Source organism: Acinetobacter sp. CY81, assembly GCF_059515925.1.
In genome coordinates this window covers 82,089-107,339 of the sequence record NZ_JCAKNC010000007.1, presented here as the reverse complement: position 1 = coordinate 107,339, position 25,251 = coordinate 82,089, and the positions used below count along the sequence as shown (strand labels likewise).

Here is a 25,251-nt window from a genome sequence, read left to right as displayed (position 1 = left end):
AACTCCTATTTTCTAATTATGATATGTCTTACTACTTAGTTTGAACGCTTGCCTACATTTTAAAACGTTCGATTCTTACAACTTTGCTTGATTTACCAGTTTATTACTTTACGAATAGTCTTCAATTTACGCCAACACTCACTTTACTCATTACAACAATCGTTATAACTTTAATTGCTTATATCTCCGCCTACCTACACATCTAAACATCGTTCACTTGAACCATGTTTTACCGCTTTTGACCTGTTGGTCTAAAAATCAATATAAAGAAGTATTGTTAAACTAATATTACAAATCAGTTCACTTGTCAACTAATTGAAAATAATATTTGTATACATATTTAATAAGATGTATAAATTTTAAACATGATCATGAAGGTTTATGATGTAGTAACAGGGAAAAGGAGCGTATGAAATGACACATACAATAGATGGATTTAATTTGGATGTTCCACCAGTACAATCTCAAGTGATTGCATTGGCTCAATTTCACCGAAAACAACTGGATGATGCGATTTTTCATCAAGAAATTCACTTGGGAAAATACTGCCTTTCACAGCGTAAGCGTATTTTAGATTTCGCCAGAGAGCTTCCGCCTGAACAGAAAGCCACCTTTTATCAATATTATGATGGTGAACTGAAACGGATCGCTGATGATGACGAGTTACATCCGCCACATTCTGAAGGTGGTTTAAGTGTATTTACGATTTTCTTAGCGTTAGGCATCATTGCATTAATTTTATACTTTGCTGTGATTCGTTCTATGGTGAATTAGATTAAAATCAGATATAGAGAATGAGATAAGCTCTTTATCTCATTCTGTTTTTTGCATTTTTTTAAAAGCTTATCTTTCATTCATTATCAAATAAACTGAATTGAATCACGAGATGAATTTCAGCATGAAGATTGATAATAATTTGAAATAAAGCCAAATACTTTACTCATAACGACATTCGTTTACGGTTAAAGCTTTTTTTTTTCGGTTAGCATGATTAAACTACTTTGAATTAGAGGTAGTACATGCTCCATATCAAAGATTATTTTCAACGTTTAAAATTAAAAGTTCAGCCTGAACATGCATTAAATGCGGTCATTTTTAGCATTATTTTAGTGGTTATCGCCATTTCTTTTTTTGCTGCGCGTTATCCTGTTAGCTCTGAACAATATTTTAAAATTCAAAAGCTTGCAATTCAGCAGTCATTTCCTGAAACTCAAAATATGGCACATCAGATGCTAATGCAAGATAAAATCTGCGTGGTTGATTTTTATCGTCTAATGCATGCACAGCACTATGAGTCTTCACGAATTCAAACATATCCTGCTGAAGCTCAGGATGATGAATAATTCACTTTGCTATTCAGATATGCTGTTATCAAATACGTGAATTGTATTTAAATTAACCATATAGATGAATCAATTTAGTTATACATGAAAATATATTATTGTGTCGTATTTGGATTTAGGTTTTGATTGAGCGTCTTCTTCAACTCATCTTGATCTAAGGTGTTTGCCACGATCACAATGGTTAATTTATCTGCATGTAGATGTTTTTTAATCGCAGATTGAAGTTGATTCAAGCTTAAGCTATTTATTTTCTTTTGGTAAATATTTAGATAATCCGTAGGTAGTCCATAAAAAGCAATTGCAGCGATTTGTGCGTTGATATTGGCATTACTGCTAAATGTCATAGGATAGGCATAGAGCATACCTTCTTTAGTTTCATTGAGCTGTTGCTGTGTGATGGGTTGAGTTATAAAGTTTGCAAGACTTTGATGGGCAACTTGGATACTTTCCATCAATTTATCTTGTTGTGTCGAATAGCTTAAACTAAAAACACCTGCAACCTGTGTCGTGGTGAGCATGCTAGAGGCACTATAGGTTAAACCACGTTTTACGCGTAATTCTTTAGATAGAATTGAGTTGAAACTACTGCCACCAAAAATACGATTTGCGACCTCAAGTGCTACACGATCTGGATGGTTTCTAGAAATCCCTAAATGTCCCATGGTGATATAGGCTTGGCTAGATTGGTGGGGAATAAATGAAATATTAAAATCGTTTGACTCGATCGGTTCTGCAATGGCTTGAGCAGCACGACCTTGGGGGAGTGCTTGAGCGATGAGATTTGAAATTTTTGTGGCTTGAGATGCACTTAGATCGCCAGTGATTGCAATATTTGAGTTTTGAGCGACAAGCAGTTGATTGCGGAACTGCTGTAATAATTCAGGACTAATCTTACGAATACTTGCGTGTGTTCCGACACTAGGTTCCGCATAGGGGTGTTGACCATAGAGAGCTCGATAAAATCGAATATTCATCAATCGGCTTGGATTTTCTTGAACTTGTTTTTGACCGAGTTTAGTGTTGCTAATGACTAAATTGAGTCCTGAATGATTAAAGTTCGATTTTTGAATTACGTGCAAAAGTAAACTGAGTGCAGCATTTAGTTTTTCAGGTTCAGACAATACGCGTAATCTGACAATAAACATATCTCGATGTGCACTGACATTGACCTTTGCACCAAGGCTTTCAAAGGTATTGTTAATTTGTTTGGCAGTATATTGATCAGTGCCTTCAAGCATGAGTTTAGCCGCCATGTTGGCTGTGCCAAATAAACCTTGACCCAAAGTCTCATCTTGCGCTGAACCTGCGTTGAACGTGAGTTGTATATCAACGATTGGAAGATCATGCGTTTCTACAAATAAAGTTCTGACTTTGAGTGCATTATTCAGTTCTTGTACGAATGGAGTTTGAGTTTCTTGTCGCGCTTTTAAGTTTTTTAAACTTTGTAAATTTTTAAGTGAGCGAATAGGGCTAAAATCAGGGGTTAATGATTCCTCACTGATCTGTTCAATATCTGCATGACTCATGTGACTAAATGTACTCAAAATCAAAGTACTCAGACTGATTCGTAAGATAAGAGAGAGCTTTTGAGTGTTCATTGAATATCCTGATGAGTCATAATTTATGGCTTATAAGCCGTGTTTAAAAGCGATTTGTTCAACATTATTCTTCGCTTTGTTATTTCAATTTTCTAATTTAAGCATGGTATTGATTTAAGCCTCATTCATCAGCTTGAATCTACATTTATATTTACATTCACATTTATTGGGCTGATTCAGGCATCAGATGAAGCACGCTTAAGTTTTCACGAACAAAATAAATATTAGCAATTCGTTTTAAGTCTTCTGAAGTTACGGTTTGGTAATGTTTAGGTAATTGATCGAGTAGTCGATAATCAATGCCATTCACAGCCAATTGACCGATCATTTTGGCTTGACCTGCGATGTCGTCTTGGCTGTAAACCAAATTAGATACGAAATTGGATTTTACACCATCAAGTTCAGCGACATTGACCAGTTCAGTTTTAAAGAGATCCATTTCAGCTTGAACATTTTTTTGTGCGGTTTCTAAACTGACATTTTCAGCAGGGATCGCAGAAATAATAAATAAGCTATCTCCACGATTATAAGGGTCATAGCTGACATTAATCGAAGTCAATACTTTACGATCACGAACCAAACGGTCTTGCAGTCTGGAAGAAATTCCACCATCCAATAAAGATTGGATGATAGTCAGTGCATACGCATCTTGAGGATTTTTGGATGTATTTAAAGATTTAACGTTCCATGCCATATATAAATTAGGGATTTGAACAGGCATATTCATTTCTAATTGGCGATAACCGAGTCGATCAAATTCAAGTACGTCATTCCGTTGTGGTAAATCTCGTTTAGGAAGCGCACCAAAGTATTTTTCGACTTGTTTTAACGTGGCTTCAGGATTGACGTCACCGACAATCACTAAAGTCGCGTTATTTGGCGTGTACCAACGTTGATACCAGTCTTTGAGGTCTTGAAGTTGAATATTGTTTAAATTTTTCATTAACCCAATCACAGGTTGGCGGTAATGACTGGTGGGATAAGCAATCCATTTAAATCGCTCAAAAGCAAGATTCCGTGGATTATCATCTGTGCGTTGACGCCGTTCTTCCATGACGACTTTGATTTCAGGTTCAAAATCCTGCTGTCGTAGCATTAAATTATGCATACGATCTGCTTCAAGTTCTAATGCAAGTGGAAAATATTGCTTTGGATAGAGCTGATAATAATTGGTGTAATTGGTTGAAGTGAATGCGTTGATACTTCCACCAAAATTTCGACTGAGTCGAGTGAATTCATCGTTGGGTACTTTTTGTGTGCCTTTAAACATCATGTGTTCTAGGACGTGTGATATTCCAAGAACATTGCCTGATTCATCGGCACTGCCAACCGCATACCAAATTTGACTGAGTACGATTGGAGCGCGATGGTCTTCACGAATAATGACACGTAGACCATTAGAAAGCGTCGATTCAACTGTGCTACGCGAGACATTTGATTGACTCTGTGCTGTGGTGTGGGTTGATATGATTAGGGCACTAGAGATTAAGCAGAGCTTGAGTAATAAACTTGTACAGTGTGTGGCGTATTCTGAATAAAAAAATGTTTTTTGAGATTTTAAAATACCCACAAATTCTCCAAAACGCATTAATTTTAGACTATTTTTAAAAAATATGAGCACTATTGCAAGTGGGTCTTGTTGCATTTTGGTTTGCACGTTTAAAAGTGTCATTACAGCAAGAAATCAATGTATTTTATGCTAAACTTCATTCTTTTAATCGCTATGCTTTTCAAGGAATCGGCATGCAAGAACAGCAAAATAAATTCTTGATTGATGCGGATATCGGTGATGATGATGTCACTTTACCGAGTTTGCCCGCCGTTAATGTGCCTATTATTGAAAATAATAAAGTAGCTTCAGCTACACAGACTTCTGCACAGAGCACTTCAATTGAACAAAGTGGTTCAATTTCACAAAGCAATGACACTCAAAACATTCAAGATGATGAACCTAAAAAAGGTGGTTTCTTCAGTCGAATGAAAGAGGGTTTAAGTAAATCTCGTAAAAACTTAGCGGATGGAATGGTGAACATTCTGATCGGCGGGAAAGAGATTGACGATGAACTTTTGGAAGAAGTTGAAGAACAGCTTTTGGTTGCAGATATTGGTGTAGAAGCGACTAAAACGATTATTACCAACTTAACTGAACGTACAGCACGTGGCGATTTGATTTATTCACATTCACTTTATAAAGCTTTACAGGAAGAGTTGGTTGCTTTACTTGCACCTCGAGTTAAGCCACTGCATATTGATCCAGCGAAAAGTCCTTACGTGATTTTAGTGGTGGGTGTAAACGGTGTAGGTAAAACGACAACCATTGGTAAACTTGCGAAACGTTTACAAGGCGAAGGTAAGAAGGTGATGCTTGCTGCGGGCGATACATTCCGTGCAGCAGCGACTGAACAACTTCAAATTTGGGGTGAGCGTAATAACATTGCTGTCGTTGCTCAGGGTCATGGTGCGGACAGTGCTTCGGTTATTTTTGATGCATTTGAAAGTGCCCGTGCCAAAGGCGTTGATGTGTTGATTGCTGATACAGCTGGTCGTTTGCATAACAAAGGTCATTTGATGCAAGAGTTGACCAAAGTTAAACGTGTAATGCAAAAAATTGATGCGACTGCGCCTCATGAAGTGATGCTCGTGGTTGATGCAGGCACAGGGCAAAATGCGATCAACCAAGTTGAAATGTTCGATGAAGCAGTGGGTCTGACAGGTTTAACGATTACTAAATTGGATGGTACGGCAAAAGGTGGAGTATTGTTTAATATTGCCAGTCGTACGCATGTGCCAATTCGATTTATTGGTGTGGGTGAGAAGATTGATGACTTACGTCCATTCTCAGCAAAATCATTTGTAGCAGCATTATTTGAAACTGATAAATAACATTTATTCTCACGATATTCTTTAAATAGAAAGAGTGTGTAAAAGTTGATTTAGAGTCCAAAATCTCAAAAACCTTACTAAATGTAAGGTTTTTTTGTTTTTAGTGGTTTAATCGTTTTAATAACAACCAAATTTCCGCCTTGAAACCTGATAAATAAAGGGATTCAGATTAAAATGAGACCAATTATTAGTGTCTTATTTTTTTGTTTTGGGGAAGTGATATGGCAATATTGACACGTCTAGGTAAAGTATTAACCACCGATATCATGGGTGAATCACGCCAGAAAAAAAATGAGAGTGCGATTCATGATAAAGACTTACTTCACTTCATGAAACAACGCCGTACTTTTAATCGTTTAGGTAAAAAAGTGATTTTTAGCCGAACGTATTTAAACAACTTAATTAAAGAAGCAGTTCGTTGCTGTCCTTCGGCTTTAAACTCTCAAAGTGTACGTGTGGTTATTTTGACAGATGATGCGCATTTCAAATTTTGGCATATGGTGAAAGAGGTACAAAAACAGATTTTGCCTGCGCATATTGCGGAAAGTGCCATTCTCAAAATTGAAAGCTGTACCGATGCATTTGGAACAGTATTGTTTTTTGAAGACCAAGATGTGATTAGTGCATTGCAAAAGAAAAAACCGCTACAGGCGCATGATTTTGTATTGTGGTCAGAGCAAACTTCAGGCATGGCACAATTCGCAGTGTGGACGGCAATCTCAAGTGTAGGATTAGGTGCGTCTTTACATCATTATAATCCAGCCATTAATGAACAAACCATAAAAATGCTGAGCTTACCTGAATCGTGGGAATTTAAAGCGCAGTTGACGTTTGGATCAACTCACGAAAGTCCAAAAGATAAAGAGCAAGAAGAAGATGAAACCATGTTTAAGGTTTTTAATACGCTGTAATACGTTATCTTCAGTGGTTTAAAACTTTAAATGATAGATAAGCATAGACATTGAAATGATGGCTAGAAATCATTGAAATAGATCCAAAACCGAGGCATAAGCTTCGGTTTTTACGTTCATGTTCTAAATTTAGAACACATTGTTATAAAGAATGTGCTGACGTTTTATTTAAATCTCAATATGATGTGTTTATTGAATTGACCAATTATCAAAAATAAGGAAACACCCATGTCATTTTTAGATCAAATCAAACAACGTCGTACCATCTATGCCATTGGTAAAAATGTAACTTTAGAAAATTCAAAAATTGAATCAGTGATTCAAGAAGCTGTTAAACAAAGCCCATCTTCATTTAACTCACAAACTTCTCGTGTTGTGACTTTATTTGGTCAATCACATGATCAATTTTGGGATATCGTATTAGAAACTTTACGTAAAATTGTGCCGGCTGCTGCGTTTGAGGGGACAAGCGGTAAAATTGCAAGCTTTAAAGCGGGTCATGCAACTGTTTTGTTCTATGAAGATCAAGATGTTGTTAAATCTCTTCAAGAACAATTTGCTTTATATGCAGATAACTTCCCAGTGTGGTCAGAGCATTCAACAGCAATTGCTCAGTTTGCGGTGTGGACTGCTTTAGCAGAACATAATATTGGTGCGTCATTACAGCATTACAATCCAATCGTAGATGAAGAAGTTGCTTCAACATTTGATATTCCTGCAAACTGGAAATTACGTGCACAACTTGTTTTAGGTTCAATTGAAGCTGGAGCGGGCGAAAAAACATATATTGATGATGCTGTTCGTTTTAAAACGTTTAACTAATCATCATATTGATCAGTTTCGAAAAATAAGAAAGGATGCATATGCATCCTTTTTTTTGACTCATTTTTTTGCTGTTTTGACACAGGGTAAAAGAAACAGCTTTTTAAATCGTCATGAAAGTGTCATCAATTCGTAGCATAGTGCTAACAAATTGAATTGTTTAATAGAACAGATATGAACTCAGCAAAAAAAACAGTAAAAAGTTTAGTGAAAGTCAATGCTTTAGCTTTGGTTGCTTCACTGAGCCAAAATTTATATGCAGCAAGTACGATTACTGCACCTGACGAGATTGTGATTGTTGGTATTAACGATCAAGCGATAAAATCTAGTTTATTAAAAAAATCAAAAGAATATAAAGTTAATCCAGGTAGATTGAGTTTGAGTGTGCGCTACCAAGCCTATTTTGAAGATAATCTCAATCGTCATGATATTGTGAAATCAGATGTTTTGCGTTTAGATGTTCCTCAAATTCAAGATAATCAACGTTATGTATTGAAATTGATTAATGCGCCAAAAGATCATGACGATGCAAAAAAATATGCAGAACAACCGATGATTGCATTATTTGATCAAAATAATCAGCAAGTTGTTCAAGAGTTGAAAATGTCCAATCAGCCAAGAAATTCGATACTTGGTGGGCTATTTAGTGATTCTGTAGATTTAACTCAAGCTCAGGCTACACCGACTAATGATTCATCCGTAGTCACTCGTCAAACTGTAAAAACTCAATCATCAACAGGGGCTCAACCTGTAACTGCTCAAATAGCAGTTAAACAAACGTCAACTCAACTAGCTAATGTACAATCTGTCGATCAACATATGATTCAGCTGTGGCAGAATGCATCAAAAGCTGAAAGACAGAAATTTATGACATGGTTGGCGGAGCAATAACATCTACACTGAGAGTCTCAAATAGAGAACTCAAAAGTATTCTTGATGATTTGATTCAGTTATATTGAAATTTGTATAAATCACAATCAAAAATAATATGTTAAAGCCTAAGTTTAGATTGGCAGAACGGCATGATATTGCTGAATTAATCAAAATGATTAATTCAGCTTATCGAGATCAGCACCAAAATAGTTGGACCAACGAGTCGGAACTTGTCGATGGTGATCGAATTGATCATGCTCAATTAGAGTCACTTATTCAGCAACATAATCAAAAGTCATTTCATAGCATTTTTTTAGTCGTCGAGATTCACCATCAAATGAAGGATGTAATCATCGGATGTATTGTAATTGAATCGCAACAACAAGATGTGGAAATAGGGACGTTCTGTATTGCACCAGACTGGCAAAATCTAGGTTATGGCGCACAGGTTTTAAATGCAGCAGAAACTTATGCTGTAAAGATGAAACCTGATTTAAAGCAATTAGTGATGTGGGTGTTGGATGCTCGTTCAGAGTTAATCGAATTCTACACGCGTCATGGTTATGCCAAAACTGATGTTGTTGCTGACTATCCTACAGACTTGAATGTGGGAACGCCGTTGATCGAATTAAAGCTATTAAAATTGACTAAAATAGCCTAAGCAATTCATTTTTATATTTTTAGCAATTAATCTACGAATATATTTAAAATCTAGATATAAAAAGCCCTCTTTCAAGAGGGCTTTAGTTTGATCAAGGAAATAAATTGGCTATTTGACAAACCAAGTGTAATAACCAAGGATCATCAATGGCCATGCCACAAATGGGCTAAATAACCATTTCCATAACCAAAATCTTGGAATAAAACCTACGCCATGAATGAAACCACCTGAAATACCGATCATGATGTACATCATTGCACGGTGACTGTAGTTTCCTTCAGCATCGAGCATCATGGCAGGGTGGAGAAGTAAAACTGCAGTAAGTGGCAATGCCAACAGAAATGAAATGGTCATTGCTATTGTATTTGGCTTTTTAAAATCTTTTGACACCGCTACTTCTGACATTTTTTATTCCTCATCTAAATCTTGATGTTGTTCCATGTAAATTGCAGCAATGACACCTGCAAAGCACGCCATCAGAACACCGAGAATCCAAGCGAAATACCACATAAAATTTCTCCTTATTGCTTAATACAGGCTATGTGTATTTTCTTGTACGTGTTTATTGGTGATCACACCCCACATCTTGTAGTAGCACCAAGTGGTGTAGATGAGAATCAATGGAACGAAAATACATGCTGCAACTGTCATGACAGTTAAGGTATTTTTACTTGAAACAGCATCCCACATGGTCAAGCTTACTGTTGGATTTAAGCTTGATGGCATTAAGAATGGGAATAAGGCAAAACCTGCTGTTAAGATTGCACCTGTTACTGCTAAAGACGAACCTGTAAAGGTAATGCCTGCTTTAGATTTAGATGCACCCAATATAATGATCAAACCGCCAAGCGTTGCCATAATTGGCGCAATCATGGTAATTGGATAATCAGAGTAGTTGTTCATCCAACCTGGGTTAGCATTGGTCAAAACTTCTTTAGCTAGAGGGTTCGCTACACCATTGGTATCAAATGGTTGAACTAATGTATAACCTTGAATATTGCCGAAGTATAACCATGCACCTGCGCCTAAGAAGCACACTAAGAACACGATACCCATGATTTTGGTTGCTTGAGCAGAACGTGCACGTAAATCACCATCGGTACGTAGCATGAGCCAAGCACCACCATGTGCACAGAGCATAGATAAACTCACGATGCCGCAGATCAATGCAAATGGATTGAGCAGAGCAAAGAAACTACCTGTATAGGTTGAGCGTACAGTCTCATCTAAGGTGAAAGGAACGCCAAGGAACATGTTACCGAATGCCACACCAAAGACCAATGCAGGTACTGCACCACCAATCGCTAAACCCCAATCCCATGACGTACGCCATTGGGTATTTTCAAGTTTAGAGCGGTAGTCGAATCCGACAGGTCTGAGAAATAAAGCAAACAGGACTAAAAGCAGTGCCCAATACATCCCTGAGAAGGCTGTCGCGTAGACCATTGGCCAAGCTGCAAATAATGCACCACCTGCGGTAATAAACCAAACTTGGTTACCATCCCAGTGTGGGGCAATCGTATTGATTGCCGCACGACGTTCATCATCTGTTTTTCCTACGAATGGCATGATTGCCATTGAGCCCATGTCAAAGCCATCGGTCAGTGCGAAACCAATCAGTAATACACCAACGAGAACCCACCAGATGATTTTTAATAATTCATATTCGATCATGCTTGAGACTCCTCATTCGCTTTTTTAGCAGCTTCAAGTTTTTCAAAATGGTATTTACCAGTATGTAAAGAACTTGGGCCTAGGCGAGAGAATTTGATCATTAAGTACATTTCAATGATGAGCAGTACCGTGTAGAAAGATGCTAACGCAATGATAGAACCCCATACGTCTGCAGAGCTGATGGTCGAAGCAGATAAATATGTAGGTAAAACTTCACCAATGGTCCAAGGTTGACGACCAACTTCAGCAACATACCAACCTGTTTGCGCAGCAACCCAAGGCAATGGTAGTGAAATCAGAGCAAACTTGAGTAACCATGGTTTACTTTCTAAATTACGTTTAAATACGGCAAATGTAGCAAGGGCAAACAACACTAACATTAAGAAACCAGAACCAACCATTGCACGGAATGCCCAGAAAAGACTTGGTACATGTGGAATGGTGTCAGCGGCAGCAGATTTAATTTGCTCTTCTGTTGCATCAACGACATTTGGTGTGTATTTCTTCAACAGTAAGCCATAGCCTAAATCTTTTTGAGAAGCTTCAAATGCAGCCAATAGTTCAGGTGACTTGTCGCCACCACGAAGTTGCTCTAACTGTGCATAAGAGACCATACCATTACGAATGCGTTGTTCATGCTGTGTAATCAGGTCTTTAATGCCTGTGACTTCTTCAGTGGTTGACCGTGTAGCAATCAGACCCATGGCGTATGGAATTTTGACAGCGTAGTCCGTCGTCTGAGTTTCTTCATTTGGAATACCAAACAACGTAAATGCAGCCGGTGCAGGGTGTGTATCCCATTCTGCTTCGATTGCAGCCAGTTTAGTTTTTTGTACATCACCTAATTCATAGCCAGACTCATCGCCCAGTAAAATTACAGATAATGTTGACGCTAAACCAAAAATGGCAGCAATAGCAAATGAACGACGTGCAAACGGTAAATCTTGTTTTTTCAGTAAGTAATAACTTGAAATAGCCAAGACAAAGATTGCACCAGTGACATAACCTGCCGAAACGGTGTGTACGAACTTAACCTGTGCCACAGGGTTAAAAATCAATGCGCCAAAGTCAACCATTTCCATACGCATGGTTTCATAGTTAAACGCAGCGCCGACAGGGTTTTGCATCCAGCCATTGGCAACCAAAATCCATAATGCGGACATATTGGAACCAATCGCAACTAACCATGTTACAGCCAAATGTTGGAACTTAGACAGGCGATCCCAGCCAAAGAAGAACAGACCAATGAAAGTCGATTCTAGGAAAAATGCCATCAATCCTTCGATTGCAAGTGGTGCTCCGAAAATATCACCAACGTAGTGTGAGTAGTACGCCCAGTTCGTCCCGAACTGAAATTCCATGGTTAAACCCGTGGTCACACCTAAAGCGAAGTTAATACCGAACAATTTACCCCAAAATTTGGTCATGTCACGGTAGATTTCCTTACCTGTAACCACGTAAGTGGTTTCCATAATGGCAAGAAGAAAGGCAAGCCCTAGCGTAAGTGGTACAAATATAAAGTGATACATCGCGGTCATTGCAAATTGGAACCGCGAAAGATCGACCACGCTTTCAGAAATCATCAACGTGTCTCCTTGGTTGGGGAAGGACTGCCAGCGATACGCTCAGCAATTTGATTATCAAAATCTTTGGGAATGGTAGGGGCATCAAACCAAATATTTTTAATCACCATTAAAATAATCACTTTAATAATTAGAATTAATGTGATTTCTCTAACGAGATTTTTGTTTGAATTTTTGGTATTTAAGCTCATAAATAAAGCCGTGTTTTATTGATACCTTTATATTATTAAACAAAAGTAAACATAAAATAAATAGCTTAAAAATTATAAATAATAATTAATTTTATAATTAATATATATCAATAACTTAAAGTAAAAATAAATCAAAAAATATTCAAAATGTTTTCATTATAATACCCGACTAAAATGGTTAGAATTAATAATTTAAATATGACAAAAACAGTCGGATTTAATTTAAATTAATACCAACTAATTCACTCAGAATATATTTTTTAATCTTGGTTTTTATTTTTTTATTAGACAAATTAAATGGACTAAAACACTTGGGATAAATATTCTGAATTATAATATATTTATTATCAATTTAATTGATATGTGAGTTGCCACTTCAAAGAGTAAAAATGATTTACTTATTCTTTCGAAAATGTAGTGCTATTTGCCGATTTGGATGTAACATTTTTAACGAACGGCTTTTGTATGGAGATGTAGTTTATCAAGGAGTTTGAGAACTAATGATTTCATATCACTCAAATAAGCTTAACCAACGATTAAAGTCTGTCTGCTAAAGCAAAATTTGATCTGAGCTTGCTGTGTTATAGACGCATATGGTTTGATACAGATAAAACAATCTATAAGGGGAGCTATCATTTACAGGGATATAGCGTAGTCAGGAAAATCAGAGAGATTAGAGTTGATCTACGTTGAATAATTGATTGGATGGTGCGATTTTTTTCGCAATGTAATGAGATTTTTTATATCGAATCAAAAGTATTTGGGATTGAATTTCAATTTCACCAAATTCAGGTTCAACTTGAACATAGTGTAATTGACCGAATTCATCTCGAACACGTGCTTGGGCTGAAAACCCTGGGCGTGCATTTCCACTCGATACCGTTGCTAAACGTCCAAGCAGAATCGTTTTAGTTTGTTGAAAGTTAGGGCGTATGACTTGATCCAAGCAATGAATCATAAAAACAGTAAAGAATATCGCGATGATCAAAGCCGGAATGATGGCGTAGAACCAAGGCATTAACGTTTTTTGATATGCAAAACTAGTCAGTTGCAACATGTAGCCTGCAAAACTGAAATTGATGAGCAAGAATACAAAAATAAGAACTTTAGAAAATTTAACTTGCACGAGAGGCGAGTTTGATAGCCATTGTGGTGCTATTTTTTTGAGAAAGGTACTGGGTCTTAAACCGATATAATAGCCTAAAGTTTCAGCCATACTGAGCAGAATAAGCATCACAACACTTAAATGAAAAGGGATTAAGTCATATGCAAAAAACAGTTCAAGCATGGCTGATTCTCGAATTAATCTTCTAGGTAGATTCCACCGTCAGAGTGAACTTTGATATTCACTTTTTCAAGGGTATCGCCTTGGCATGGACCAGAAATACACAGACCTGTTTCCACTTCAAATAATGCACCATGTGTAGAGCATTGAATGAACTCTTGATCTTGGTCGAGGAATTGGTTTTCCAAGAATTCAAGTTCTACTTGAAGGTGAGGACAGACATTCTGATAAGCGTAAAAAGATCCATCACGCTGTGTGATGAAAATGGTATCGCCATCTTCAGTGTCAAAAGCACGTGCTTCACGTTCAGGAACTTCTTCCATCATGCAAATTTTATTCATTATGCGATTTCCGTTTGGAACTCATTTAATAATTTAGCGTAATCTTTAACGTCAAGGCGTGGACCAAATTGAGAGACCACTTGACTCGAAATTAAGATAGCCAATTCAGTAGCCGTTTGTAAATCTTTACCTGCATTTAATGCATATAAAAAAGCACCTGAGAATGCATCGCCAGCACCATTCGTATCTACAGCAACGACTTTACGACCATTAACGCGAATCAAGTCATCTTTGGTTGAAACCAATGCACCATTTGCACCTAATGTAATCACAATTTGATCACTTAACGTTTTTAGTTTTTCTAATGCAGCATCAATTGTCTCGGTTTGCGTATACATTAAAGCTTCTTGTTCATTACAGAACAATAAGTCTACGCCATCGGCAATTAAATCATCTAAGCCTGCACGAGCATATTGAACCATAGCTGGATCTGACAACGTCAGTGCGATTTTTACACCATGATCACGTGCAATTTGACGTGCTTGTTTAACTGCTTCACGTGCAGTGTCACTGGTAGATAAATATCCTTCGATATATAACCATTTCGCTGTTTTTAATGGCTCAAGTTCAATCTGTTGATCTGATAATTCAGCAGTAATACCCAAATAAGTATGCATTGTACGTTCTGAGTCATCACTCACAAGAACCATACATGTACCAGTTACACCTTCACTGATTGATTTACGAGAAGTTTGGATACCTGCATCGTTCAAGCCTGCTAAATAAATTTGACCTAAGTCATCATTACCCACACGGCAACCGTAAAAAGCTTGACCACCTAGAGCGCTAAAAGCAACCGTGGTATTGGCAGCAGAACCGCCAGCAGCTTGCCCTTTATAGGCTTGCGTTTGTTGAAGATTTTCAAAAAGTTGCGCTTGAGTTTCGCCATCTGTGAGTTGCATGGTACCTTTTTGCAAATTTTGTTGAATTAAAAAGTCATCTGAAACTTTAAATTCTTGGTCAATGAGTGCGTTACCAATTGCAAAAAGATCAACAGTAGCCATGTTATCAATCACATAAAATTAAAAAGGGAAAGTTTACACGAATACTCAGATTAACTATAGTTTAGTGCATAAAATTCAAGTTTTATGACGCATATTGGTATATAAATAACGGAAAGGATTTTGCGATAAAGATTTATGAAGATTGAAATTAAACAAGTAGAAGTATTACCAAAAGCAATTTCTGAGTTGGCAAAGCAGTCAGACAAAGAAGGGTTTAGTTTTGTACATCGTTTAATTGAAGAATTTGAAAATGGTGTCAATCGCTTCGATCAGGCTGGTGAGTTCTTTTTATTGGCATATGATGGCGAAAAACTCATTGCTTGTGGCGGACTGAATCAACAGCGTAGCGAAGATGAAAACCAAAGTAAAATCGGACGTGTTCGACGTTTCTATGTGTTGCCTAAATACAGACAGCACGGTGTTGGTAAGATGCTGTTGCAGTATTTAGAGAAAAAAGCGATTCAAAACTTTTCTGCACTGTGTCTTCAAACAGATACCAAGTCTGCATCGAATTTTTATCAAAAAATGAATTATGTTTATGTACAAAATCATTCAAATTATAACTATTTTAAATATTTGATTTAGTCGTTCTCTAAACAAAGGATTAAAGCTCAAATTTTTGGGCTTTAATCATGTTTTAAGTTTTACAGCATAATTTAAGGAACAGACCTTCTGGAGTCTGTTCAATGAAAGTATTAGAACAACATCAACATACCAAACATCAAATTTCAGATTTAGTGCTGTCTAAAGTACCTGAAGTCACCTTAATTTTCTGGACCACTAAAATATTAGCAACTACTTTTGGTGAAACAGCAGGTGATGCCTTATCCATGTCGATGAATTTAGGCTACTTGCTGAGTACTTTTATTTTTGCAGCCATTTTTATGGTTTTACTGTATTTCCAGATTTCTGCTAAATCCTATAAACCTTACCTGTATTGGTTCACCATTATTGCAAGTACAACCGTTGGTACGACTTTGGCTGATTTTGTTGATCGATCACTTGGACTTGGCTATATCGGTGGAACAACCATTCTACTCAGTTTGGTATTGGCTTCGTTATTCACTTGGTACAAAGTTGAGGGGAGTATTTCTCCGCATATCGTCAATTTCCCTAGAGCAGAACTTTTCTATTGGATCACGATTACTTTTTCTCAAACACTCGGCACTGCCTTAGGGGATTGGTCTGCAGACACTGCGGGACTGGGCTATACGGGTGGAATTATCTTATTTTCAGGTCTTATTTTATTCATTGTTGGTTTATATTTTTGGACGAATATCTCTAAGACATTGTTGTTTTGGAGTGCTTTTGTCTTAACGAGACCTTTAGGGGCAGTCGTTGGTGATTTTTTAGATAAGCCAATTGCATCGGGTGGGCTAGATTTAAGCCGCTATACAGCATCTATCGTTTTATTGGTGGCTATATTTATTTGTATTTATATTGCTCATCGCAAAAACCCTAAACTCAATAACGCTTATTAATTTAATGCCTAAAATCCTCAGTAAAGACATTAACGAAATGAAAAAGCTCAATATATTTGGGCTTTTTTATTACTTATCCATTCATTTAGAGCTTAAAATAGCCTAAGCAAAATTAAAAAATGTTTTTAAAAAAATAAAAATCATCTAAAAAAATTTAACCAACTAAAATAGTATGATTAAATTTGTATAAGCCTACGATTAACAGATGAATTGTACCTCAGAGTCGGTATAATGCTTTTTATGTCACAAAACTTACATTTAGGAGCTCACATGACAGTAGATGTCACTGAAACCATTTCTCAAACTATTCATCCTGCGTTTCAGTTGGTACGTCAACACCATGTAGCCGCACTCGATATTCTGGTTACCGAATATCGTCATAAAGTCACCAATGCTGTTCATTTCCACCTTGCATCAGAGCATGATGAAAATGTTTTCTTGGTTGCATTCCGCACACAACCAATGGACTCAAAAGGTGAGGCGCATATTTTAGAACACACTGCGTTATGTGGTTCTGAAAAGTTCCCAGTACGTGATCCGTTTTTCTTGATGATTCGCCGTTCATTAAATACGTTTATGAACGCTTTTACTGCCGCAGATTGGACGGCGTATCCATTTGCGACTCAGAATAAAAAAGACTTTCAAAACTTACTTTCTGTTTATTTAGATGCGGCTTTCGCTGCCAATTTGAACCCACTTGATTTTGCTCAAGAGGGTATTCGTATTGAGTTGGAAAATGGTGAGCCTGTTTATAAAGGCGTGGTATTCAACGAAATGAAAGGTGCAATGAGTTCACCTTCAGATCAGCTCTACCATCAGCTTGCGCATCATTTATTCCCTAAAACAACCTACCACTACAATTCAGGTGGTGATCCAAAAGATATTCCTGATCTAACTTACCAAGAGTTAGTAGATTTCTATAAATCACATTACCACCCAAGTAATGCGATTTTCATGACTTTTGGTAATCAATCTGCTTATGAGCTTCAAGAGCAATTCGAAACCTTAGCGCTCTCTAAGTTTGAAAAAGGTCAAACCATTCATTCGATTCATGAACAGCGTTTAGCAGCACCGATTGCAGTGACTGAAACTTATGCGGTAGATGCTGAAGATCTTAAAGATAAAACGTATCACATTTTGTCATGGTTATTGCCTGAATCGAGTGACACAAAACTTCGTTTAGGTTTACGTTTAGCTGAAGGGATTCTACTCGAAGACTCTGCATCACCACTTCGTCATTACTTAGAGACCTGCGGTTATGCACAGTCTACTGGGCCAATCATGGGCTTAGATGACTCTAACTTCGAAATGACGTTCTACTGTGGTATCCAAGGATCAAATGCCGAACATGCTGAAACTTTTAAAAACGGCGTAATGGGTATCCTTGAAGAGGTTGCTTCAAAACCTGTTGATCCTGCAATGATCGATGCGATTCTTCATCAAATTGAATTGCATCAACGAGAGATCGGTGGTGATGGAACGCCTTATGGTCTGAGCTTGATCTTAAATGGTTTGGGTAGTGCGATTCACCACAACGACCCAATCGAAGTTTGGGATGTGGATGCGACCATTGAAAAAGTCAAAGAAGAATTGAAAGATCCAATGTGGATTTCAAATTTAATCAAAACACATTTGATTGATAATCCACATCGTGTACAAATGACCTTGATCCCTGATGCGACCAAATCTGCAAAAGAAGCTGAGGCTGAAAAAGCACGTTTAGCTGCAATTGGCGCTCAACTGACTGAAGCAGATAAAGCTGAAATCATTCGTCAAACTGAAGCTTTAAATGAACGTCAAGCTACACCTGATAATTTAGATCTATTGCCTAAAGTAGGGTTGGAAGATATTCCTGCTGAATTGGCGATTGTACAAGGTCAGTTGCGTGAAATTATTAGCAATAACCTTGATACGCCTTTGAATTTGTACCATGCAGGTACCAATGGTATTTATTACCAACAAGTACTGATCAAAATTCCTGAAGATGTACTTCATTCACCGTATTTCAACTTACTGTCTATTTTGATGGGTGAAGTTGGTGCTGGTGAATATGGCTACTTAGAATTGCAACAACTCCAAACTGCTGTCAGCGGCGGTTTAGGTATGGGCGCATCTTTACGTAGTAAAGTGGATAATAAAGGTAAAATTAGCGGTTGGTTAACCCTAACTACGAAATCTTTGACGGATAAACTCGATACAATTCAATTGTTAAAATTAGCATTTGAAAAATTACGTTTTGACGAAAAAGATCGCATTATCGAGTTGTTGCAACAACGTAAAACGCGTTGGGCTTCACGCTTGTCTGGTTCAGGACATAGTTATGCAATGCAAATCGCATCTCGTAATATGAGTGCCTTAGCTGAACGAGACTACAATATTACAGGTCTAGGTGCACTGAATTGGTTAACGGATTTAGTCTCTCAGATTGAAAAAGATGAAAATGCCTATAACGACTTAATTAATCAATTAAAAGCGATTCATCAGACTTTATTATTAGCGCCTAAGCAGTTCTTATTGGTTTGTGAAGAACATCATTCCGATCGTCTGATTGAAGAGATTCAAAATGTTTGGGACAAATTGGCAATCGACCTTACGCCGATCGAATTAGCAAAACCCAACTTTGAAAATACTCAAAATGATGAAGCTTGGATCATTCAAGCCAATGTACAATTCTGTGCATCTGCATACCAAGCCGTTGATGTATCGCATCCTGATGCTGCACCATTGATGGCTTTAGCAGGATATTTACGTAATGGCTTCTTACACAGTGCAATCCGTGAAAAAGGCGGAGCGTATGGTGGTGGAGCATCTTATGACGGCAATGCTTGTTCTTTCCGTTTCTATAGCTACCGTGATCCACGTCTTGCTGAAACATTCAAAGATTTCGAAGCAAGTATTGATTGGTTATTGAATACTGAGCAACAGCCACATCAACTTGAAGAAGCAATCCTTGGTTTAGTTTCAGGAATGGATAAACCCGGTTCTCCAGCAGGCGAAGCAATTACAGCGTGTTATGCATTGTTGCATGGTCGTACACCTACATTTAGAAAAATGCTACGCGAACGTTTACTGAATGTAACGCTGGATGATCTTAAACGTGTTGCTCAGACTTATTTGGTGGAACAAAAACCTGTTAAAGCGGTTGTTGCTCCGATTACCAAGAAAGAAACACTTGAGCAATTAGGGTTCGAAATAAAACAAGTCAATTAATAAACTAACTCAATAAACCATACATGGACGTTGAATGGTTTATTTCAACAATTATATAAAAACCTTTTGGGGAGTTTTCTATGTTGTTCAAAACACTTGAACGCACTCCTTTGAACCTGAGCATCTCTATGATGCTTGGGTTTGGAGGCGTATCTTCCGCTCATGCACAAGATCCATCTGCACAGATTAATCCAGCAAGTTCTCAGGCTTGTACGGCGCTAGAGTCTAATGCAGATCGTTTGGCTTGCTATGATGCCTTGTTTAAAGTACCTCAGCAAAGTCCTGTACTTGTTTCTGAACAACGTGCAGCGGCAGAACTTGAAGTAAAGCCTGAGCCTGAAACTCTAAAAGCTAAAATCGAAGATAAAGTCGAAAATCTATTTAGCGTTGAAGGGGATCAAGTTGATCCAAAAACCTCTCTGCTCGATAAACGTTGGGAACTTTCAGCAGATAGTAAGTTAGGGACTTGGAATATACGTGCGCATCAGCCCGTTTATTTACTTCCAGCTTTCTGGACAACAGATAAAAATGAATTTCCAAAGAGTCCAAATCCTCAAAACACCGTTCAAGATGACCAAAATTTAAAATCAATGGAAGCTAAATTCCAGATTTCACTCAAAACCAAAGCTGTTGAAAACTTAATTGGCGATAATGGTGATATTTGGTTGGGCTATACGCAATCATCTCGTTGGCAAGTCTACAATTCTGAAGAGTCACGTCCGTTTCGTGAAACTAACTATGAACCTGAAGCCAGTTTGATTTTTCACACCAATTACAATCTATTGGGTTTGAATGGTCGATTGTTGGGTCTTACGTTTAATCACCAATCCAATGGGCGTTCTGATCCACTTTCAAGAAGTTGGAACCGCGTGATGTTAAATCTTGGTTTTGAAAAAGACAACTTCGCTATGATGATTCGTCCTTGGTATCGTCTTGAAGAAGATTTTAAAGATGATAACAACCCCGATATTAAGAACTATATTGGGCGTGGTGATCTAACAACGTTCTATCGTTGGAATGATCATGACTTTACACTCATGCTTCGTCATTCACTCAAAGGTGGGGATGATGCACGAGGCGCAGCACAATTTGATTGGGCATTTCCAATCAGTGGAAAACTCCGTGGACATTTCCAACTTTTTGATGGTTATGGCGAAAGTTTGATTGATTATAACCACCGTGCAACCTATGTAGGTTTAGGTGTGTCTCTGATGAATGCATTTTAAGTAAATGTATTTAGAAATATCCCTATAAATCTTAAAGCCACTTTTTAAAGTGGCTTTTTTTATTCTAGTTAAACCTTATTTAGTTAAAGGTGCGAAGTACAGATGCTGTCATTATTTTGTAAGGTATTGCTGTATTATTAGACAAATATAGCTGATGTGATAATATGAAATCAGTCTCTACAAGAGATGATCATGTGTTTTATAAATAACCATGAATTTTGAGGTGGATTATGTCGACATTTACAACAATGCATACAACAGTAGGTGAGGAAGCATTAATTCCGAAGCTGGCAATTCATGCATTTCATCAAGCTTTTGAATCTGCGCATTCAACGGCTGAAGCTGTTGTGTATGTTGAAAATCAAAAATTACTTCAAAAGCAAGAAAATGGAGACATTGTGGTATTAAAAGATTTGGCAATGGCATACCTTGCACCAAAGTCAAAACACACTGTGCTTAAACGCAAAAGAAAAATGGCAGCTTTAGGCTAAGTCTTGTCGCAACCACGTATACGAATGTTTGCTGGTCCTAATGGATCAGGTAAAAGTACCATTATTCAATATTTATTGCCCCATCAAATAGGGGCATATTTAAATGCTGATGATTTAGAAAAACAACTCAAGCAAACTCAAATACTCGATTTATCTCATTATCATGACTGTTTAGATGCATCTAAACTCATTGATTTTTTAACATCTAAAAATAAAAAACTTGGAGATTTGATTTCTCCACTATTGTCACAAAATCCAGTGGTTCAACAAAAAATCATTCAATTTTCATCATTTGATATTGATTCATATCTTGCAGCAAGAATTATTGATTTTATTCGTTTTGAATTTCTCACATTGAAGATCAGTTTTACATTCGAAACTGTCATGTCTCATGAAAGCAAAGTTGATTTTTTAAAACAAGCGCAGCAAAAAGGCTTTAAAACGTATTTATATTATGTCGCGACAGTCGATCCAGAAATCAATATTGGTCGCGTACATTATCGTGTTCAAACTGGTGGTCATATTGTTCCTGAACATAAAATTCGTGAGCGATATTATCGAAGTTTAGATTTGTTAATGTCTGCTGTGGAACACAGTGATCGCTGTTTCTTATTTGATAATTCTAGTAATGGTCAAAAAGCATCTTTTTTGGCGGAAATACAATCTGCTGAACAGCTCAAACTGAATCCCGAATTAAAACAGTATCCAGCATGGTTTGTAGATAAAGTTTTAAGTGAATTCACAGATGAATGACAGGTTTAATTAAACATTATTCACTAGCGAGATTCATCACGTGTAAATTATCTCGCGTGATCATTTTCGAATAAAATAATCAAAAATCTTTAATTGGACACAGGTTTAGATAACATGTGTAAATGCTTAATCAGTGTTTCTGCTTTAAAGGTACCTGTTAGACGAATTTTTCTGATTTCTTGACCGTTTTGATCAAAGAATAAAAGTGTAGGTGGACCCAAAATTTCATGTTGTTTCAAAATCAGATCTTGTGATTCATTTTGTATAGATAGATCTAATTTAATCAGATAAAAATCATTTAGGGATTGTTGTACATCCATACGAGGGAACACTTCATTTTCAATAGGTTGGCAAGCAACGCACCAATCTGCGTAGACATCGACAACGGCGATTTTATTTAAGCTTTTTGCCTCAGAGAGTGCATTATTCAATGCTTGTAATGTGGTTACACTTTTCCATGAATGTAAACTAGATTCGACTCGTTCAATTTTAGCAACCGCTAAGCCTTGTATAATATTGTTATAAGAAAAATATAAAGTCGTAAGACCAATAAGGGCAATACAAATACGTTGCACAGGATTTTGACTTTTTAAAATGATACTGAAGGCATATAAAACAGCAATAAGTGAAATAAGCGCTAAGGCGTAATAGTAAAGGTCAGTACTTAGCATCGGGCGAATGAAATACACAGCAAGCCCAAGCATTAAAAATCCAAATAGAATTTTTAGGTTATTCATCCATTCGCCTGGTTTAGGCAGCAACTTTGAGCCAAAAACACATGCGATAAATAAAGGGAAACCAATGCCTAAGCCAAGAATAAATAAATATACGCCACCCATAGATGCATCATGGTTTTGAGAGACAAATAACAATGCGCCTGCAAGTGGAGCACTCATGCATGGACCAACGATAAGTGCTGAAAGTGCACCCATTGCCATAGTACCAATCAGCGTTCCTGATTTCTGCTGATCCTGAAACCGATTTAAACGATCTAACCAAGATTGAGGTATACTTAACTGAAACAAACCAAATAAGTTCAATGCAAATAAAACAAATAAGCCCGCAAAAAACGAAATAACCCAAGGACTTTGAAACCAACGCTGGAAGCTATAACCAATTTCAGCGACAAAAATCCCCATCAATCCATATACAGCAGCCATGCTTATAATAAAAGCGGATGCAATAGTAGCAGCTCGAAATCCAGATCTACGTTGAATAATAAGAGAAGAAATAATCGGAATGAGTGGTAATGAGCAAGGCAAGAAAGCCAACAATATCCCTAAGCCAAAAAAGATAAACAGATTGAGCCAAACTGAATCTTCTGAAAGTAAACTAAAAAAGGATCGATCATCATTCCATTGTAATGACGTTGTATCACTTAATTCATTTTCAAATTGCGGATTTTGATCGGCTTCTTGTATATCTTGAATTACATTTGTATTTTCTAACCTATTTGTGGCTTGATTAGTGTCTCCGCTATTGATGACATTATCTTGCAGGCTTGAAGTGCCTTGATAAATTAAATTGTCATTATTATTTTTTTGTGAAAATACATCGCTCTTAATGCTTTGTTGTGGAATTAAGCCATCTTTATCGGTACTAATACTTTTTGACTGTAAGGGATAACACAAACCATCTTGGGAACAGCCTTGCCAAGTGATTTTATAATTAGAATTGGGCTTAACCTTGATTTGAGTCGAAACTTGATTGTAATGAACCTCAGTGATGCCAAAAGTTGGATCATCTTTCTTTTCACCTTTTGGCAGTTTAAATTCAACACTTAGTCCTGATGTGCTGATTTTAAATTGATCATGATACAAATAATAATGAGGTAGAATTTTCCAGTTCAATTGAACTTGATCTGTAGAGGTGGATTCTGCGGAAAACTGAAAGGCTTGATCCGCAGCTAAAAACTCAGAGTTTGCGAATGTAAGCGGGCTAGTACTTAGCAACATTGCTAAACCTAGTGAATAAATTGTTCGCAAATCCAATACCCTACAACTTGATTAATTTGATTATTATTGACTATTCACCTGATGATGTGAAGTCATTCCACGTTCTAAAAGGTATTGATCTTTAATGGTGTTCATATTTGTTCTGTAAATCTTATTCTTTTAATACATATAAGCGATTAAAAAATAACCAAACAAGGGTGATTTAAATGGATAAAAATGCTTTAAAGTATGACTTCATGGATGTTTAAGGATATATCTATTCCTTTAATATAGATAATTCTTGACTCATTAATCGTTTTTCTGTATAAATGTACTTGTTGATGCGGGATGGAGCAGTCTGGTAGCTCGTCGGGCTCATAACCCGAAGGTCGTTGGTTCAAATCCAGCTCCCGCTACCAATCATTTAAAACAGCATTTCTGTAAAATGATTGGATATGTCGAAGTAAAGTAAATGATCAGTATAGTTTGTTTAAAGCGTTAAATTGATGTGAAAGTGGCTTACAAGTGGTAAGTCATTCTAATGAAAATTATAGTTGCAGTGTTGTTAAGCTAAGTCGTTAAACAAAAAGACAAATTTTAAATATCCTCTCTAAATATTGATCGTAAATCTTCAATTCATTGTTTGTTATAAATTCTAATTTTGGAATTTGTATTGTCGTATATTATTGGTGTAAATGTTGAATAAATTTGAAAATGTAATTGCAAAATCTGTAAATGGTCGTGAAATTTTAGTATCGTTGGTTCCATCAAAAAAAATGCAAAGTACCCGTGAAGGGTTTGAGTGGGTTGAAGTCGGTAAAAAAGTATTACTTCAATCTGGTATCGAAATTGATTTGAACTTAGATGGCCGTAGTTTTTATACTGGCGTTCACGAAATGTTCCGTTTAGAGTCTAGAGTGTGTTAATCGCACGTAGTTTAATATTCTTAAAAATTTAAAAACCGCCAAATTTGGCGGTTTTTTGTAT

25 protein-coding genes and 1 tRNA gene are annotated in these 25,251 nt (G+C 36.9%); 15 read left to right on the top strand and 11 right to left on the bottom strand.

What is annotated here, in order from left to right; genetic code table 11:
• The first annotated feature begins 414 nt into the window (after window positions 1–414).
• Window positions 415–774, top strand: a complete 360-nt coding sequence (locus AC5YDM_RS09915; protein WP_496151945.1) for a hypothetical protein — start codon at window positions 415–417, stop codon at window positions 772–774.
• A 245-nt stretch (window positions 775–1,019) separates the two neighbouring features.
• Window positions 1,020–1,343: a hypothetical protein gene (locus tag AC5YDM_RS09910; RefSeq protein WP_496151944.1), complete on the top strand. Its 324-nt coding sequence runs from the start codon at window positions 1,020–1,022 to the stop codon at window positions 1,341–1,343.
• 95 nt (window positions 1,344–1,438) lie between these two features.
• On the opposite strand, the gene AC5YDM_RS09905 is transcribed toward AC5YDM_RS09910, so the two are convergent.
• Window positions 1,439–2,941: a M16 family metallopeptidase gene (locus tag AC5YDM_RS09905; protein WP_496151943.1), complete on the bottom strand. Its 1,503-nt coding sequence runs from the start codon at window positions 2,939–2,941 to the stop codon at window positions 1,439–1,441.
• A 163-nt stretch (window positions 2,942–3,104) separates the two neighbouring features.
• Window positions 3,105–4,427 carry a M16 family metallopeptidase gene (locus AC5YDM_RS09900; RefSeq protein ID WP_496151973.1) on the bottom strand — a complete coding sequence of 441 codons (1,323 nt, stop codon included), beginning with the start codon at window positions 4,425–4,427 and terminating at the stop codon, window positions 3,105–3,107.
• Between the two features lie 257 nt (window positions 4,428–4,684).
• Between AC5YDM_RS09900 and ftsY the strand changes: the two genes are divergently transcribed.
• The 5 genes from ftsY (at window position 4,685) to AC5YDM_RS09875 (ending at window position 9,091) form a co-directional block, all read left to right on the top strand.
• On the top strand, window positions 4,685–5,824 hold the full coding sequence (gene ftsY, locus AC5YDM_RS09895) for a signal recognition particle-docking protein FtsY (RefSeq protein WP_496151972.1): 1,140 nt from the start codon (window positions 4,685–4,687) through the stop codon (window positions 5,822–5,824).
• 221 nt (window positions 5,825–6,045) lie between these two features.
• A complete protein-coding gene (locus tag AC5YDM_RS09890; RefSeq protein ID WP_496151942.1) occupies window positions 6,046–6,735 on the top strand; it encodes a nitroreductase family protein in 690 nt (229 codons plus the stop codon).
• A 228-nt stretch (window positions 6,736–6,963) separates the two neighbouring features.
• Window positions 6,964–7,557 (top strand): nitroreductase family protein, encoded by a 594-nt coding sequence (locus AC5YDM_RS09885; RefSeq protein WP_496151941.1) that lies wholly within the window; start codon window positions 6,964–6,966, stop codon window positions 7,555–7,557.
• A gap of 174 nt (window positions 7,558–7,731) precedes the next feature.
• Entirely contained in the window at window positions 7,732–8,448 is a 717-nt protein-coding gene (locus AC5YDM_RS09880) for a DUF2057 family protein (protein ID WP_496151940.1), read from the top strand.
• Window positions 8,449–8,545: 97 nt separating this feature from the next.
• Window positions 8,546–9,091, top strand: a complete 546-nt coding sequence (locus tag AC5YDM_RS09875) for a GNAT family N-acetyltransferase (RefSeq protein ID WP_496151939.1) — start codon at window positions 8,546–8,548, stop codon at window positions 9,089–9,091.
• A gap of 108 nt (window positions 9,092–9,199) precedes the next feature.
• On the opposite strand, the gene AC5YDM_RS09870 is transcribed toward AC5YDM_RS09875, so the two are convergent.
• From AC5YDM_RS09870 to AC5YDM_RS09835, 8 genes are all read right to left on the bottom strand, one after another.
• A complete protein-coding gene (locus AC5YDM_RS09870; protein ID WP_496151938.1) occupies window positions 9,200–9,496 on the bottom strand; it encodes a cyd operon YbgE family protein in 297 nt (98 codons plus the stop codon).
• A gap of 3 nt (window positions 9,497–9,499) precedes the next feature.
• A complete protein-coding gene (gene cydX, locus AC5YDM_RS09865) occupies window positions 9,500–9,601 on the bottom strand; it encodes a cytochrome bd-I oxidase subunit CydX (protein WP_496126733.1) in 102 nt (33 codons plus the stop codon).
• Between the two features lie 18 nt (window positions 9,602–9,619).
• On the bottom strand, window positions 9,620–10,765 hold the full coding sequence (gene cydB / locus AC5YDM_RS09860; RefSeq protein WP_496151937.1) for a cytochrome d ubiquinol oxidase subunit II: 1,146 nt from the start codon (window positions 10,763–10,765) through the stop codon (window positions 9,620–9,622).
• Entirely contained in the window at window positions 10,762–12,348 is a 1,587-nt protein-coding gene (locus AC5YDM_RS09855; protein ID WP_496151936.1) for a cytochrome ubiquinol oxidase subunit I, read from the bottom strand. Before AC5YDM_RS09855 ends, cydB begins: the two co-directional genes overlap by 4 nt.
• Window positions 12,348–12,539, bottom strand: a complete 192-nt coding sequence (cydP, locus tag AC5YDM_RS09850; RefSeq protein ID WP_496151935.1) for a cytochrome oxidase putative small subunit CydP — start codon at window positions 12,537–12,539, stop codon at window positions 12,348–12,350. The genes AC5YDM_RS09855 and cydP overlap by 1 nt, the downstream gene beginning before the upstream one ends.
• Before the next feature lie 673 nt (window positions 12,540–13,212).
• A complete protein-coding gene (locus AC5YDM_RS09845; RefSeq protein ID WP_496151934.1) occupies window positions 13,213–13,827 on the bottom strand; it encodes an OB-fold-containig protein in 615 nt (204 codons plus the stop codon).
• Window positions 13,828–13,841: 14 nt separating this feature from the next.
• Window positions 13,842–14,150, bottom strand: a complete 309-nt coding sequence (locus AC5YDM_RS09840) for a Rieske (2Fe-2S) protein (RefSeq protein WP_496151971.1) — start codon at window positions 14,148–14,150, stop codon at window positions 13,842–13,844.
• Between the two features lie 14 nt (window positions 14,151–14,164).
• Window positions 14,165–15,169: an adenosine kinase gene (locus AC5YDM_RS09835; protein WP_496151933.1), complete on the bottom strand. Its 1,005-nt coding sequence runs from the start codon at window positions 15,167–15,169 to the stop codon at window positions 14,165–14,167.
• Window positions 15,170–15,304: 135 nt separating this feature from the next.
• On the opposite strand from AC5YDM_RS09835, the gene AC5YDM_RS09830 reads away from it, so the two are divergent.
• The 6 genes from AC5YDM_RS09830 (at window position 15,305) to AC5YDM_RS09805 (ending at window position 22,330) form a co-directional block, all read left to right on the top strand.
• The gene (locus AC5YDM_RS09830; RefSeq protein ID WP_496151932.1) at window positions 15,305–15,754 is read left to right on the top strand and encodes a GNAT family N-acetyltransferase; all 450 of its coding nucleotides are present in this window, start codon (window positions 15,305–15,307) and stop codon (window positions 15,752–15,754) included.
• A gap of 101 nt (window positions 15,755–15,855) precedes the next feature.
• The gene (locus AC5YDM_RS09825; RefSeq protein WP_496151931.1) at window positions 15,856–16,650 is read left to right on the top strand and encodes a COG4705 family protein; all 795 of its coding nucleotides are present in this window, start codon (window positions 15,856–15,858) and stop codon (window positions 16,648–16,650) included.
• A gap of 270 nt (window positions 16,651–16,920) precedes the next feature.
• Window positions 16,921–19,860 carry an insulinase family protein gene (locus tag AC5YDM_RS09820; RefSeq protein ID WP_496151930.1) on the top strand — a complete coding sequence of 980 codons (2,940 nt, stop codon included), beginning with the start codon at window positions 16,921–16,923 and terminating at the stop codon, window positions 19,858–19,860.
• Window positions 19,861–19,940: 80 nt separating this feature from the next.
• Window positions 19,941–21,086, top strand: a complete 1,146-nt coding sequence (locus AC5YDM_RS09815) for a phospholipase A (RefSeq protein WP_496151929.1) — start codon at window positions 19,941–19,943, stop codon at window positions 21,084–21,086.
• Between the two features lie 230 nt (window positions 21,087–21,316).
• Window positions 21,317–21,577, top strand: a complete 261-nt coding sequence (locus AC5YDM_RS09810) for a hypothetical protein (protein ID WP_496151928.1) — start codon at window positions 21,317–21,319, stop codon at window positions 21,575–21,577.
• A gap of 3 nt (window positions 21,578–21,580) precedes the next feature.
• Window positions 21,581–22,330 carry an ATPase gene (locus AC5YDM_RS09805; protein WP_496151927.1) on the top strand — a complete coding sequence of 250 codons (750 nt, stop codon included), beginning with the start codon at window positions 21,581–21,583 and terminating at the stop codon, window positions 22,328–22,330.
• An 89-nt stretch (window positions 22,331–22,419) separates the two neighbouring features.
• Here the strand turns inward: AC5YDM_RS09805 and dsbD are convergent, their stop codons facing one another.
• Entirely contained in the window at window positions 22,420–24,285 is a 1,866-nt protein-coding gene (gene dsbD / locus AC5YDM_RS09800; protein WP_496151926.1) for a protein-disulfide reductase DsbD, read from the bottom strand.
• A 321-nt stretch (window positions 24,286–24,606) separates the two neighbouring features.
• Between dsbD and AC5YDM_RS09795 the strand changes: the two genes are divergently transcribed.
• Both AC5YDM_RS09795 and AC5YDM_RS09790 read left to right on the top strand, forming a co-directional pair.
• Window positions 24,607–24,683: transfer RNA gene (locus AC5YDM_RS09795), tRNA-Met, on the top strand.
• 279 nt (window positions 24,684–24,962) lie between these two features.
• The gene (locus AC5YDM_RS09790) at window positions 24,963–25,190 is read left to right on the top strand and encodes a hypothetical protein (RefSeq protein ID WP_496151925.1); all 228 of its coding nucleotides are present in this window, start codon (window positions 24,963–24,965) and stop codon (window positions 25,188–25,190) included.
• Window positions 25,191–25,251 lie beyond the last annotated feature (61 nt).

Coding starts and splice junctions, on each gene's coding strand:
- AC5YDM_RS09845 (WP_496151934.1), bottom strand. CDS start 13,827: ATGCTTGAACTGTTTTTTGCATATGACTTAATCCCTTTTCATTTAAGT.
- cydX (WP_496126733.1), bottom strand. CDS start 9,601: ATGTGGTATTTCGCTTGGATTCTCGGTGTTCTGATGGCGTGCTTTGCA.
- AC5YDM_RS09905 (WP_496151943.1), bottom strand. CDS start 2,941: ATGAACACTCAAAAGCTCTCTCTTATCTTACGAATCAGTCTGAGTACT.
- dsbD (WP_496151926.1), bottom strand. CDS start 24,285: ATGTTGCTAAGTACTAGCCCGCTTACATTCGCAAACTCTGAGTTTTTA.
- AC5YDM_RS09910 (WP_496151944.1), top strand. CDS start 1,020: ATGCTCCATATCAAAGATTATTTTCAACGTTTAAAATTAAAAGTTCAG.
- cydB (WP_496151937.1), bottom strand. CDS start 10,765: ATGATCGAATATGAATTATTAAAAATCATCTGGTGGGTTCTCGTTGGT.
- AC5YDM_RS09915 (WP_496151945.1), top strand. CDS start 415: ATGACACATACAATAGATGGATTTAATTTGGATGTTCCACCAGTACAA.
- AC5YDM_RS09825 (WP_496151931.1), top strand. CDS start 15,856: ATGAAAGTATTAGAACAACATCAACATACCAAACATCAAATTTCAGAT.
- AC5YDM_RS09885 (WP_496151941.1), top strand. CDS start 6,964: ATGTCATTTTTAGATCAAATCAAACAACGTCGTACCATCTATGCCATT.
- AC5YDM_RS09870 (WP_496151938.1), bottom strand. CDS start 9,496: ATGTCAGAAGTAGCGGTGTCAAAAGATTTTAAAAAGCCAAATACAATA.
- AC5YDM_RS09830 (WP_496151932.1), top strand. CDS start 15,305: ATGAAGATTGAAATTAAACAAGTAGAAGTATTACCAAAAGCAATTTCT.
- ftsY (WP_496151972.1), top strand. CDS start 4,685: ATGCAAGAACAGCAAAATAAATTCTTGATTGATGCGGATATCGGTGAT.
- AC5YDM_RS09820 (WP_496151930.1), top strand. CDS start 16,921: ATGACAGTAGATGTCACTGAAACCATTTCTCAAACTATTCATCCTGCG.
- AC5YDM_RS09840 (WP_496151971.1), bottom strand. CDS start 14,150: ATGATGGAAGAAGTTCCTGAACGTGAAGCACGTGCTTTTGACACTGAA.
- AC5YDM_RS09810 (WP_496151928.1), top strand. CDS start 21,317: ATGTCGACATTTACAACAATGCATACAACAGTAGGTGAGGAAGCATTA.
- AC5YDM_RS09835 (WP_496151933.1), bottom strand. CDS start 15,169: ATGGCTACTGTTGATCTTTTTGCAATTGGTAACGCACTCATTGACCAA.
- cydP (WP_496151935.1), bottom strand. CDS start 12,539: ATGAGCTTAAATACCAAAAATTCAAACAAAAATCTCGTTAGAGAAATC.
- AC5YDM_RS09880 (WP_496151940.1), top strand. CDS start 7,732: ATGAACTCAGCAAAAAAAACAGTAAAAAGTTTAGTGAAAGTCAATGCT.
- AC5YDM_RS09815 (WP_496151929.1), top strand. CDS start 19,941: ATGTTGTTCAAAACACTTGAACGCACTCCTTTGAACCTGAGCATCTCT.
- AC5YDM_RS09875 (WP_496151939.1), top strand. CDS start 8,546: ATGTTAAAGCCTAAGTTTAGATTGGCAGAACGGCATGATATTGCTGAA.
- AC5YDM_RS09890 (WP_496151942.1), top strand. CDS start 6,046: ATGGCAATATTGACACGTCTAGGTAAAGTATTAACCACCGATATCATG.
- AC5YDM_RS09855 (WP_496151936.1), bottom strand. CDS start 12,348: ATGATTTCTGAAAGCGTGGTCGATCTTTCGCGGTTCCAATTTGCAATG.